Source organism: Catenuloplanes indicus (assembly GCF_030813715.1).
Classification (GTDB): Bacteria; Actinomycetota; Actinomycetes; order Mycobacteriales; family Micromonosporaceae; genus Catenuloplanes; species Catenuloplanes indicus.
On sequence record NZ_JAUSUZ010000001.1, the window covers coordinates 1637813 to 1650026 of the forward strand.

The following is a 12214-nucleotide window of genomic DNA, read 5'->3' on the forward strand; positions in this document are numbered from 1 at the left end:
GAGTCGGCCGGCGGACGAGTCAGCCGGGCTGGACGGCGGTGCGGGCCAGGTGCGGGTTCTCCTGGTGGGTGGCGGTGAGGCGGACCCGGGTCAGGCGCCAGCCGCCGGGCGTGCGGATCGCCTCGTTGTCGTAGAAGCCGGCGACCAGCCACCGGTCCGGGCCGTCGCCGGCGGTCTCCGGCGGCAGCCAGTGCTCGGCGCGGACATGAGCGTGGATCGTCGCCCGGTCGCCGTCGACCTCGATCACGTGGCCGGTGATCGCGTGGTGGGTGGCGGTGAACGTGGCGAACGAGGCGCGCAGGACGGCGGTGTAGTCGCCGAGCGGCACGGTCATCGGCGGGATGCCGGCGACCGAGGAGAAGTCGAGCGCGACCGGGTCGGCGAGCACGCGGCCGGGCAGGTCGGTGAAGTCCTTCAGGTCGGCGATGTCGGCGTATCGGCCCATCAGCTCGACGAGTGCGGCACGGTCGTCCATGCGAGTCCCCCTTTTAGCGACAACCTGTCGTGAAACATTACGACAGGATGTCGCGAAAAGGAAGCTCAACCTTTGCCGATGCCACTGGTCAGGCCACCGACCAGCTGGCGCTCCGCGAACGCGTAGCAGAGCAGCGCGGGGATCATGGCGAGCGTGACGTAGGCGAGGATGCGCGCGGTGTCGGCGGAGTACTGCGACTGGAACTGCTGGACGCCGAGGGGCAGCGTCCACCAGCGGGAGTCGTTGAAGACGATCAGCGGCAGCAGGTAGTTGTTCCAGCTGCCGACGACCGCGAGCACCGAGACCGTGCCGAGCGCGGGGCGGGACATCGGCAGCAGGATGCGCCAGAAGAACCGGACCGGGCCGGCGCCGTCCAGCACCGCGGACTCCTCCACCTCGGGCGGGATGCCGCGGAAGAAGCCGCGCAGCACCACGATGGTGACCGGCAGGCCGAACGCGATCTGCGGCAGCACCACGCCGAGCGGGTTGCCGAGCAGGCCCATCTCGCGCAGCAGCACGAACAGCGGCAGGATCGCGACCGCGAACGGGAACATCAGACCGATCGCGAACACGGTGAACAGCGTCTCCCGGCCCGGGAACGCGTAGCGGGCGAAGATGTACGCAGCCATCGCGCCGACCCCGACCACGCCCACGGTGGTGGCGATCGCGATACCGACGCTGTTGCCGGCCTGCCGCCAGAACGCGCCGGAGCCGAGGATGTCGGTGTAGTTGCCGGGGATCCACGGGTCCGGCAGCCCGAACGGGTTCGTGAACAGCTGGCCGTTGTCCTTGAACCCGCCGAGCACGCCGAACAGGATCGGGACCACGATGGCCGCGCCGACCAGGATGCTCAGCAGGTGCAGCGCGGCGTGCCGGGCCTTCATCGCCGGTCTCCCATCGTGGTGACCGCGCCCTCGAGGTCGCGGCGCAGGACGAAACGCTGGTAGAGCAGGCCGAAGACGAGACTGATCAGGAAGATCGCCATGCTGAACGCGCTCGCGTAGCCCACGTGGAACCGCTTGAAGCCCTCCTGGAACATGCTCACCGCGAGCGTCTCCGAGGAACGGATCGGCCCGCCGCCGGTGAGCACCCAGACCATGTCGAACAGCTGCACCGTGCCCAGCACGGACAGGAACACGCTGATCCGGATGGTCGGCCCGAGCAGCGGCAGCGTGATGTGCCGGAACGCGCGCCACGGGCCGGCGCCGTCGGTCGCGGCCGCGTCGTGCAGTTCCGGCGGGATGCTCTGCCGGGCGGCCAGGTAGAGCAGCGTATGGAAGCCGAAGTACTTCCACGAGATGACCAGGAACAGCGAGTACATCACGGTGTCCGGGTCGGCGAGCCAGGTCGCTCCGAGGTCGCCGAGGCCGATCAGCCGGGTGATGTGGTTGGCCAGGCCCTGGTTCGGCGAGAAGATCATGGTGAACAGCACCGCGGTGACCACTTCGGACAGCACGTACGGCGCGAAGAACACCAGCCGGTAGACGCGCCGGCCGCGCAACGGCTGGTTGAGCAGCATCGCCAGGCCGAGCGAGACCGGCAGCTGGATCAGGATCGACAGCGTCACCAGCAGCAGCGTGCGCCGCAGGTCACCGACGAAGATCTCGTCGACGAGCAGCCGCCGGAAGTTCTCCAGGCCGACGAACTCGGTGGGTACGCCGAAGCCGTTCCAGGTGAACAGGCTCGCGTAGCCGGCGACCACGATCGGGGCCAGCACCAGCAGCCCGAACAGCAGCAGCGCGGGCGCGAGGAACAGCACGATGGTCGGCCAGGGCCGGCGGCGCCGGGCCCGGGTGCGGACCGGCGGCCGGGCCGGTGCGGCCGGCCGCCGTTCGATGATGACCACCGTCCGTCAGCCCTGCTTCGCCACGGTGGTGATGGCCGCGGCGACGTCCTGCGGGCTCGCCTGACCGGCCAGCAGCTCCGCCACGCTGTCGTTGACCTGCTGGCCGACCGCGGGCGCGAACGCCTGGTCCAGGTAGAGCTGGAAACCGGTCGAGGAGCCGAGGATGTCCGCCACGCTCTTCAGGTTCGGGTCGGTGACCGCGTCCTGGGCGGCCTTGACCACCGGCAGCACGCCCGCGGTCTTCGCCTCGATGCGCGCGTTGTCCGGCTGGGCGATGAAGCGGAGGAAGTCGATCGCCTTCGCCGGTGCGTTCCGGCCGATCGCGAACCCGCCGCCGCCGCCGAACGCGTCGGTGATCCGGCCCCTGCCGCCGTCGACCGCGGGGAACGGGAAGAAGCCGAGCTTGTCGCCGAGCCCGGCCTTGCCGGCCGAGGAGTCCTTCTGCACGGTGGGCGCCCATTGGCCCATCAGTTCCATCGCGGCCTTGCCGTTGCCCATCGTGGCGGCCTGGCCGTCCGCCGTGGAGTACCCCGCGGCGAGGAAGCCGGTCTGGAACGGTTGCAGCGCCACGAGTTCGGACAGCCGCTCGCCGGCGGTGACGAAGTCCGGTGCGGCGAAGCTCTTGTCGGCCGCGGCCTGCCGCATCAGGTCCAGGCCGCCGATCCGCAGCGCCAGGTAGGCCCAGTAGTAGTGGCCGGGCCACTTCTCCTTGCCGGCCAGCGCGATCGGCGTGACGCCCGCGCTCTTGAGCCTGCCGACCGCGTCGAGCAGCCCGGCCCAGGTGTCCGGCGGTGTGGTCACGCCGGCCTTGGCGAACAGTTCCTTGTTGTACCAGAAGCCGACCATGCCGGTGTCCACCGCGGACGCGTAGACCTTGTCGTCGATGGTGTAGGCGTCCAGCGCGGCCGGGATCAGCTGGTCGCGCCAGCCGCCGACGTCGGCCGTGAGGTCCTTGATCATCCCGGCCTCGGCCTGCTGGGCGAGTACGCCGCCACCCCAGGTGTGGAAGATGTCCGGCGGGTCACCGGCCTGGATGTTCGTGGTCAGCTTGGTCTTGAACGCCTCGTTCTCCAGCGCGGTGATCTCGATGGTCACGCCGGGGTTCGCGGCCTCGAACCGGCGGGCCATGTCCGCCCACGCGGACAGCATCGGGTCGGTGTTCGCGATGTGCCACCACCGGATCGTCCCGCCGGCGGCGCCGCCGCTCCCGCTCCCGCCGTCACCGCATGCACCGAGCGCCAGGCCGGCGGCTCCGGCACCGGCCAGGCCCAGCAACGACCTGCGACTGATTCGCATCACCAGGGACCCCTTTCCGCAAGGGCGTATCGGAACGGCCGGCATCACGATTGCCGAAACTTTCGCCCACCGACCGGAATTTGCGAAGCTGCATGCGCACGTTACGAGACGGTGATCGATGGGTCAAGAGGATGAATCGCCCTGTCAGATGGCCTGCGACCTGCCGATCCGGCTGTTAGTAACCCTTTTTCGACGGTACGTCGTGCGGGCGCTGTGCACGGAGCGCGCAGCCGCGCAAATCGGTACGTAGTCTGAAAGTTTCGGACTAGCCGGTGAGTCCGGCGGCCATCTCGGCCACGGTGTGCGCGTGGATGCCGGGCCACGGCGCACCAGCGACCCGCTCCGCCACGTCGCGCACGTGCCGTTCGGCGGTGTGCGCGAGCCCGTCGTAGACGGCGGCGAACAGCTCGCGGGCGGGCTCGCGCGGCCAGTCCGCCGGGAGCAGCCGGGCCGGCAGCGCGGGGTCGAGAACCGGCATCCGCCGGTAGTCGTCCATCACCTCGGTCCGGATCCGCACCGCCTCCGCACCGGACGCCGGCCGGGCCGGCGTCGCGTGCCAGCGCGCCACGAACGCGGCGTACTCGCCCGCGATAGCCGCGACGTCCCACGCCTCGAGCGGCGCGCGGCCGTCCCCGGCGTGCCGGGCCCGGAACACGGTCAGCGCACCGGGCGCGAGCCGCTCCAGTTCCGCCTGCGCCGGCGCGTCGAGCGCGCGCGGCGAGACCCACAGCCCGTCGTACAGCGGGGCGTACCCCATCCACCGCAGCTGCGTGCGGAGCCCGCGCCGGCGCGTGGTCTCGGCCTGCGGCAGCGAGAACGCGACCAGCGTCCAGTGCTCGTCCCACGGCTCCACGCCGGCCGGCGAGACGATCGCGCGCCCACCCACGGTCAGGAAGGCGGCCGCGGCCGCGGTGAGCCGGTAGGAGCTCTGCCGCCCGCGCCGGGCGCCCTCCAGCACGCCGCGGCGGGCGAGCCGGCTGATCGCGGTGCGCGCACCGGCCGGACTCACGCCGGCCTCGCCGAGCAGCGCGACGACCGCAGCCGACGGCAGCCAGGCCCGGGTGCGCAGCGTGTAGTCGGCCAGCAGCGTCACGGCCAGGCCCTGCGGCGAGTTGCCGTTCTGGCGCCGCGGCAGCCGCACCGCACCGGCCGCGTCCTCCGGAAAGATCTCCTCGATGTCGTACGGGCTGGTCACGCGACGCTCCGGCGGGCTGCTGAGGACGGTCGATCTTCACTTTAGACCGCCGCGGCACAATTTAATTGATATGCGTCGATTGACAGTTCGGTGGCCGCGGAGCAAGCTAAGTGTCACGCGTCGGTCCACGCGAGCCGACACGTCCGGGCGATCGCCGGCTCCGTGCCGCCGCCTCCTCTCGCCTCCCTCGAGGAGATGCCACCATGAGATTCAAGAAGACACTGCTGCTCGGTACGGCCGCACTGACCGTCCTCGCCGCACTCACGCTGCCGGCGGGCCGTCCCGCGTTCGCCGCCTCGCTGACCGAGGTGACCTCGTTCGGCGACAACCCGGGCGGCATGCGCATGCACGTCTACGTCCCGGACTCCCGACCGGCGAACCCGCCGATCGTGGTGGCCATGCACGGCTGCGGCGGCTCCGGGCCCGGCTTCTACAGCGGCAGCGAGTTCGCCGCGCTGGCCGACCGGCACGGGTTCATCGTGATCTACCCGTCCGCGATGCAGGAGGCCGGGTTCGGCAAGTGCTTCGACACCTGGTCGGCCGCGGCGAAACGACGCGGCGGCGGCAGCGACCCGGTCTCGATCGCGTCGATGGTCGCCTACGCCGGCCGGCAGTACGGCGGCGACCAGAACCGGGTCTACGCCACCGGCAGCTCCTCCGGCGGCATGATGACCCAGCACCTGCTGGCCGTCTACCCCGACCTGTTCCGGGCCGGCGCGTCGTTCATGGGCGTGCCGTACGACTGCTTCGCGAACGCGGCCGACTACCCGCCCGGCGCCAGCCGGTGCACCGGCGGCGCGATGAACCGCACGCCGCAGCAGTGGGGCGACGCCGTCCGTCAGGCCTACCCGGGATACACCGGGCCGCGGCCTCGGGTGCAGCTGTGGCACGGCACCAACGACACGCTGGTGCCGTACTCGCTGCTCCAGGAGTCGGTGGAGCAGTGGACCGACGTGGCCGGGCTGTCCCAGACCCCGACGTCCACCGACACCCCGCAGGCCGGGTGGAACCGCCGCCGGTTCGCGGACGCCACCGGCGACGTACGGGTCGAGGCGTACGCCGTCCAGGGCGCCGGCCACACGCTGCCGAGCACCGGCATGGCCGCGGCGGCCGTCGCGTTCTTCGGCCTCACCACGCCGCCGTCCACCCCGCCGTCCACTCCGACGCCCACGCCGCCGAACACCCCCACACCCACGCCACCGGTGACCGGGGCGTGCCGGGTCACCGACGCGATCAACGCCTGGAACACCGGGCTGACCTCGGCGATCACGATCGCCAACACCGGCACCGCGCGCGTCGACGGCTGGTCGCTGTCGTTCACACTGCCCGCCGGGCAGACGATCACGTCGGGCTGGAACGCCACGTACACGCCGTCCTCCGGCCAGGTCACCGCGCGCAACGCCGGCCACAACGCGGCGATCGCGCCCGGAGCCTCGGTCTCCATCGGCTTCCAGGCCACGCACACCGGCAACACGGCCGCACCGTCGTCGTTCAGCCTGAACGGCGCCGCCTGCACCGTCGCCTGAACCTCCGTTCCCCGCCACCGTCGCGCCCGGCCCCGGGCCGGGCGCCTCACCGCAGGAGTGACCTCAGATGACCGGACAACCGACACGGAGACACCGGATACTCGGCACCGCCGTAGCCGCCGTACTGCTGGCCGCCGCCGGAGCGATCGCGCTGACCGGCGGGACCGCCACGGCCGGGCAGACCGGCACGCTCGCCGCCACCGCCGGGTGCGGCAAGAACCCGACGCTGCGCGACGGGACGTACACCATCCAGAGCGGCGGGCGGGCGCGCACGTACCAGCTGCGGCTGCCCGGCAACTACGACAACAACCGGGCGTACCGGCTGGTGGTCGGGCTGCACTGGCTCAACGGCAGCGCGAGCGACGTGGTCGGCAACGGGTTCTACGGCCTCCAGGCGCAAGCCGCAAACAGCGCGATCTTCGTTGCGCCGCAGGGCCTGGACGCCGGCTGGGCGAACACCGGCGGCCGGGACGTCACGCTGGTCGACGACATCCTGCGCACGGTCGAGAACGACCTGTGCGTCGACACGTCCCAGCGGTTCGCGCTCGGCTTCAGCTACGGCGGCGCGATGAGCTTCGCGCTCGCCTGCGCCCGGCCGGCCGTGTTCCGGGCGGTGGCGCCGATCGCCGGTGCGAACCTCAGCGGCGGATGCTCGTCGGCGTCGCAGCCGGTCGCGTACTTCGGCATCCACGGCACCCGGGACAGCGTCCTGAACATCTCCTCGGGCCGGTCGATCCGGGACGTGTTCGTCCGCGCGAACGGCTGCACCGCACAGAACCCGCCGGAGCCGGGCCAGAACAGCGGCACCCACATCACCACCGCGTACACGGGCTGCCGGTCCGGGTACCCGGTGCAGTGGGCGGCGCACGACGGTGACCACGTGCCGCTGCCGACCGACCGCAACGCCGGCACGTCCTGGGTCGGCCCCGAGGTGTGGCGCTTCTTCAGCCAGTTCGGCAGCGTGACCCAGCCGACCACGCCGCCGCCCACGACCCCGACCGGCACGCCGCCGACCACGACGCCACCCGCTGAGACCGCGTGCCGCGCGACCGCGGCCGTGAACGCGTGGAACAACGGCTTGACCGCGAACATCACGGTGACGAACACCGGCGGCAGCGCGCTGAACGGCTGGACACTCGCGTTCACGCTGCCGGCCGGCCAGACAGTCACCAACGGCTGGAACGCCACGTACACGCCCACGTCCGGGCGGGTCACCGCGACCAACGTCGGCCACAACGCCCAGCTGGCACCGGGCGCGTCGGTCACCTTCGGCTTCCAGGCCACGCACACCGGCGACAGCGGCGCACCGGCCGCGTACGCGCTGAACGGTTCGGCCTGCGGCTGACGTCGGCGCCGGGGGCGGCACCCGGGCGAGTGCCGCCCCCGGCGTCAGAGCGCGAACCGGCTCGGCCGTCTCGCGATCCGGGCCGGAGCGGTCGTCACCGAAACCGTCGGTGACGACCGCTCCGGTTCATCACTGGGCGGCCTCGTTCCGGGTGGAGAGCAGTTCCCGGGTGTACCGGTGCAGGCGGGTGGCGTCGGTGGGCGAGGACACCGCGGGGTCGAGCGGAACGGCCCGGCCCTCACCGACAGCGGTGATCCGGCCGTGGTCGGACGACTCCAGGAACGGCGCGATCTCGGTCAGGTCCGCCGCAGCATGGCGATCTGCCCGGTCACCACCGGATCGTGGTGGTAGTCCCCGGCGAAGCTGGTCGCGACGGTGCCGGGGAAATTGAGCACGTAACGGGTGCGCGACCACTCGTCCGATGACTCTTCCGCATCCGCTGATACGCGTTTCGTATTACCGGCGGGCGACGGCGCGATCTAGGTTCATCATGTGTCCTCACCCTTCCCGGCGCTTGTCGACCTGGATCTGCGGCTGGTGCAGTGCTTCACGGTCGTCGCCGAACATGGGCACTTCGGCCGCGCCGCCGAGGCGCTGCGCACCACCCAGCCTTCACTGAGCAGGCAGATCCAGCGCCTCGAACAGCAGCTCGGCGTCCGCCTGCTCGACCGCACCACGCACGGCACCCGGCTCACCGACGCCGGCGAGGTCTTCCTGCCCTTGGCCGCCGGACTGCTACGCGCAGCGACGGAGGCGATGGCGCGCACCCGCGCCGCGGCCCGGCCCGCGGCCATCACCATCGGCTACACCAAGGGCCTCATCATCACCGACGGCGTACGGGCGATGCGCCGCCACCACCCCGACGCCGAGGTTCACACCAGGCTCCTGGCCTGGAGCGAGTCCCGCGGCGCGCTGGTGGAGCACCTGGTCGACGCGGTGGTGACCCGCCTGCCGTTCCGCACCGACCGGCTGCGCGTCACCGTCCTCCACGACGAGCCCCGCGTGCTGGTCGTCTCCCGTGACCACCCCCTCGCCGGCCGGCAATCGGTCACCCTCGACGACATCGCCGAGGAACCCATCCCGTACGTACGTCAAGGCGACGCCCAGCTCAACGCCTACTGGCGCCTCGACCCCCGCCCCGACGGCCGGCCCGCGCCCGCGGGCCCGCTGGTCGAGGCCCTGGAGGACAAGCAAGAACTCATCGCGGCCGGCCAGGCCGTGGCCATCGGCCCACCCCTCGACCCGGCAACCGGCCTGCACCCGGGCCTGACCACCGTCCCGCTGCACGGCGTCGAGCCCAGCCAGATCGTCCTGGCCACCCGCGCCGGCGACCGCAACCGGCTCGTCACCAGCTTCCGCAGAATCGCCGAGGCCACCCTCACCGCTGTCGCCCGGCCACCCGGCCAGCCGGCTGCATCGCTGCGGACGTGACTCCTCTCGGCGACCGCGTCACCAGCGACTGAGGTGTCATGCGGGTCCGCGGCCGGCGTCATGGGCGGCACACCAGCGGGATTTCGACGTGGGAGTCCGGCTCCGCGGGCCACGCCCCCGGCCCGGCCCGTCGCGCGGCGTAAACTTCCGGCCCGTGGAGATCCGTGGAGCAATCAGCGCAGACCGTCCGCTTCTGGTCATGGCGATCGACCTGGAGGCCGAGCACCTCGACACCGGCCTGCCGATCCTCTTCACCGGGATGGGCAAGGTCAACGCGGCCGTCGCGGTCGCCGCGGCACTGTCCGCCGCCTCCCGCCCCCGCGAGATCATCAACCTGGGGACCGCGGGCGCGCTGCGTGCCGGGCTGTCCGGCACGCACGAGATCGGCACCGTCGTCCAGCACGACTTCGACGAGGACACGCTGTTCCGCCTCACCGGCGTGCTCAGCAGCCCGCCGCTGACCGTCGGCCCGGACACCGCGCTCACGCTCGCCACCGGCGACTCCTTCATCGCCGACGACGCGGTCCGCGCCCGCCTCGCCGAACACGCCGCCCTGGTCGACATGGAGGGCTACGCGATCGCCGCCGCCGCCCACGCCGCCGCCGTCCCGGTCCGCCTGATCAAACACGTCAGCGACGAGGCCGGCGCGGGCGCGGACCGCACCTGGCGCGAATCGGTCGCCGACTGCTCCCGCGCCCTCGGCGCCTGGCTCGCCCGCCAGGCCGCCTGACCCCGGCATCCGGAAAAGCGGACCGGCCCATCCCAGCCGACCCCATCCCAGCCGGCCCCGTCCCGGCCGGTCGTCCACTCCCGAGCCCCGGCCGGAAAGGCCCGGTGGGCGATTCGCCCCCCCGTCGCTGGTCTCGCCGCGGGCAGGGAGCGAGTCGTCCGGTGCGTGGCTCGCGGTCGCGCGCCGGGCAACGGTCAGCGCTGCCAGCTTGGCGGCGCCGGTCGCCCGGCGCGTCCCGGTGGGCAGACTGGTACTTTTCGGGCCACGCTGGATCGCCGAAGATGAGTAATCATTCCTGGGTGCCCTCAGGTAACGATCTTGGAGTCGCGCTCCGGCGCTGGCGGGAGCGCGCGACCCCGCCGAGCGGGTTGCGTTCGGCGGCACGCCGGCGTACGCCCGGGATGCGCCGGGACGAGCTGGCCGCCGTGGCCGGTGTGTCCGCCGAGTACGTGAAGCGCCTCGAACAGGGGAACGGGCGGCCGTCCGCCCAGGTGCTGTACTCACTCGCCCGGGCCCTGCGCCTGTCCAGCAGCGAGTACGAGTATCTCTGCTCGCTCGCCGGGCACGTGCCGTCACTCGCGGGCCGGGTGCCGCACGAGGTGGGTTCCGGCGCGCGGCACCTGCTCGACCGTCTCGGTGACGTACCCATCTGCGTCCTGGACGCCGCCTGGACACTGCTCGCCTGGAACGCGGCCTGCGAGGCGATGTGCTACTTCTCGATGCTGGTCGACGGCCGGGATCGCAACCTGGCCTGGCGTGCCTTCACCGGCATGGAGGGATGGACCGAGGCGGGGTCCGAGGCCGAAGCACGTTTCCAGCAGGCGATCGTGGCCGACCTGCGGGCCACCGCCCGGCGGTATCCGGACGACGACTGGGTCGCGGACCTGGTCGCCGATCTGCGGGCGGAGAGCGACATATTCGCCGCCATGTGGGAGTCACCCGCGGATCACCAGGACCGGCACCATCGGCTCATCAAGCGCCATCCGGTCGTGGGGGACTTCACGCTCGACTGCGACATCATCACGATCCACCAGGGTGACCTCCGTGCGGTCGTGTACACGGCGGAGCCCGGCTCGGTCGACGCCGCGCGCCTGGCCGCCACCCGCGCTCAGCGTGCCCATCAGGGCTGACGCCCCCTCACCCCAGCGCGCCCGTCCGGGCTGACGCTGTTGCTCACCAGAAGGACGAGATTCACTGCTATGAACGAATCGTTGCTGGATGCTGCCCGCAAGACGGTGCCGACACTGCTGGCGAACGCGGAGCGCACCGAGCGCGACCTGACACCGGCGCCGGACAGCGTGGCGGCGGTGCGGGCCGCCGGACTGTTCGCGCTCACGGTGCCGCGCGCGGCGGGCGGGTCGGAGGCTGACCTGGTCACACAGGTGGAGGTGCTCACCGAGCTCGGACGCGGCTGCGCCTCCACCGCGTGGGTCGTCGGCCTGAACGCCGCGAACAAGGCCGTGGCCCGGCTGGCGCTGCCGGACCCGGCCCAGGAGGCCGTCCTGGCCGACCCGGACTCGGTGTTCTGCGCCACCCAGGTGGTGTCGCCGGGCAGCAGCGGCGTGCGCGTGCCCGGCGGTCTGCGGGTCTCCGGGCGGTGGTCGATGGCATCCGGTGCGGAACTGGCGTCCCTGGCCATGATCGCGGTGCCGCTGCCGGACGCCGGGACCCCGATGCCGGCCATGGCTCTGGTGCCGCTGTCCGACCTGTCGGTGGACCGCACCTGGCGTGCGGCCGGTCTCGGCGGCACGAGCAGCCACACGCTGGTGGCCGAGGACGTTCTCGTACCGGACGGTTTCGTCACCTTCCCCGAGGCCGCCCGGCCGATCCCGCCGGAGGCGATGTTCGCGGGCGGCCTGACGGTGCTCGCGCCGATGATCGGGGCGACCCACGCGGCGCTGGACCTGGTCGCGGACGCGATCACCGGCGGCCGGGCCCCGTACATGACCACCTACGCCCGGGTGGCGGACTCTCCGCTCGGGCGCTACTGGTTCACCGAGGCGCGGCGGCGCACCGATACGGCGATGCGGCGTACGCTCCGGGTGGCCGAGGTCGTCGACGGGCTGCCGGCGGGCAGTGAGCTGCCGGTGACCGACCGGGTCGAGCTGCGTGTCGAGTTGTCGACGGCGGCCCGGGAGTGCCGCGAGGCGATGGACCTGCTGCTCGACCTGCACGGGGCGAGCGGGTTCGTGGACGGCAACCCGCTGCAGCGATACTGGCGGGACGTCGCCGTCGGCACCCGGCACCCGTTCTTCACGCCGTACATCCTGGCGGAGGACTACGGCCGGCTCGAGTTCGACGTGCTGCCGACCGCGTCGTTCGCGCTCTGAGCGGCCCGCCTCCGGCCGGGGAGAGGCCGTACGCCACCCC

11 protein-coding genes are annotated in these 12214 nt (G+C 72.2%); 6 read left to right on the top strand and 5 right to left on the bottom strand.

Features of this window, described 5'->3' with window-relative positions:
• Positions 1-19 precede the first annotated feature (19 nt).
• The 5 genes from J2S42_RS07700 to J2S42_RS07720 all read right to left on the bottom strand — a co-directional run bounded on the left by J2S42_RS07700 (position 20) and on the right by J2S42_RS07720 (position 4812).
• Positions 20-475 (bottom strand): nuclear transport factor 2 family protein, encoded by a 456-nt coding sequence (locus J2S42_RS07700; protein ID WP_307236743.1) that lies wholly within the window; start codon positions 473-475, stop codon positions 20-22.
• Positions 476-540: 65 nt separating this feature from the next.
• Positions 541-1359: a carbohydrate ABC transporter permease gene (locus J2S42_RS07705; RefSeq protein WP_307236745.1), complete on the bottom strand. Its 819-nt coding sequence runs from the start codon at positions 1357-1359 to the stop codon at positions 541-543.
• Positions 1356-2321: a carbohydrate ABC transporter permease gene (locus tag J2S42_RS07710; RefSeq protein ID WP_307236747.1), complete on the bottom strand. Its 966-nt coding sequence runs from the start codon at positions 2319-2321 to the stop codon at positions 1356-1358. Before J2S42_RS07710 ends, J2S42_RS07705 begins: the two co-directional genes overlap by 4 nt.
• A 6-nt stretch (positions 2322-2327) precedes the next feature.
• Positions 2328-3617, bottom strand: a complete 1290-nt coding sequence (locus J2S42_RS07715; RefSeq protein WP_307248658.1) for an extracellular solute-binding protein — start codon at positions 3615-3617, stop codon at positions 2328-2330.
• A gap of 265 nt (positions 3618-3882) precedes the next feature.
• Positions 3883-4812, bottom strand: coding sequence for a PaaX family transcriptional regulator (locus J2S42_RS07720; RefSeq protein ID WP_307236750.1), 930 nt, complete (start codon positions 4810-4812; stop codon positions 3883-3885).
• A gap of 203 nt (positions 4813-5015) precedes the next feature.
• Between J2S42_RS07720 and J2S42_RS07725 the strand changes: the two genes are divergently transcribed.
• The 6 genes from J2S42_RS07725 (at position 5016) to J2S42_RS07750 (ending at position 12174) form a co-directional block, all read left to right on the top strand.
• Positions 5016-6338 carry an extracellular catalytic domain type 1 short-chain-length polyhydroxyalkanoate depolymerase gene (locus J2S42_RS07725; protein ID WP_307236754.1) on the top strand — a complete coding sequence of 441 codons (1323 nt, stop codon included), beginning with the start codon at positions 5016-5018 and terminating at the stop codon, positions 6336-6338.
• A 67-nt stretch (positions 6339-6405) separates the two neighbouring features.
• Complete coding sequence (locus J2S42_RS07730) at positions 6406-7683, top strand: CE1 family esterase (RefSeq protein ID WP_307236756.1); 1278 nt, start codon at positions 6406-6408, stop codon at positions 7681-7683.
• 492 nt (positions 7684-8175) lie between these two features.
• Positions 8176-9114, top strand: coding sequence for a LysR family transcriptional regulator (locus J2S42_RS07735; RefSeq protein WP_307236759.1), 939 nt, complete (start codon positions 8176-8178; stop codon positions 9112-9114).
• A gap of 154 nt (positions 9115-9268) precedes the next feature.
• Positions 9269-9844 (top strand): nucleosidase, encoded by a 576-nt coding sequence (locus tag J2S42_RS07740; protein ID WP_307236762.1) that lies wholly within the window; start codon positions 9269-9271, stop codon positions 9842-9844.
• Between the two features lie 299 nt (positions 9845-10143).
• Positions 10144-10974: a helix-turn-helix domain-containing protein gene (locus J2S42_RS07745; RefSeq protein WP_307236764.1), complete on the top strand. Its 831-nt coding sequence runs from the start codon at positions 10144-10146 to the stop codon at positions 10972-10974.
• A gap of 69 nt (positions 10975-11043) precedes the next feature.
• Positions 11044-12174, top strand: coding sequence for an acyl-CoA dehydrogenase family protein (locus J2S42_RS07750; protein ID WP_307236767.1), 1131 nt, complete (start codon positions 11044-11046; stop codon positions 12172-12174).
• The last annotated feature ends 40 nt before the right edge of the window (positions 12175-12214 follow it).

Bases quoted from the DNA above. Each gene is read 5' to 3' on its own strand.
- J2S42_RS07730 (WP_307236756.1), top strand. From the start codon at position 6,406: ATGACCGGACAACCGACACGGAGACACCGGATACTCGGCACCGCCGTA.
- J2S42_RS07700 (WP_307236743.1), bottom strand. From the start codon at position 475: ATGGACGACCGTGCCGCACTCGTCGAGCTGATGGGCCGATACGCCGAC.
- J2S42_RS07750 (WP_307236767.1), top strand. From the start codon at position 11,044: ATGAACGAATCGTTGCTGGATGCTGCCCGCAAGACGGTGCCGACACTG.
- J2S42_RS07725 (WP_307236754.1), top strand. From the start codon at position 5,016: ATGAGATTCAAGAAGACACTGCTGCTCGGTACGGCCGCACTGACCGTC.
- J2S42_RS07705 (WP_307236745.1), bottom strand. From the start codon at position 1,359: ATGAAGGCCCGGCACGCCGCGCTGCACCTGCTGAGCATCCTGGTCGGC.
- J2S42_RS07715 (WP_307248658.1), bottom strand. From the start codon at position 3,617: ATGCGAATCAGTCGCAGGTCGTTGCTGGGCCTGGCCGGTGCCGGAGCC.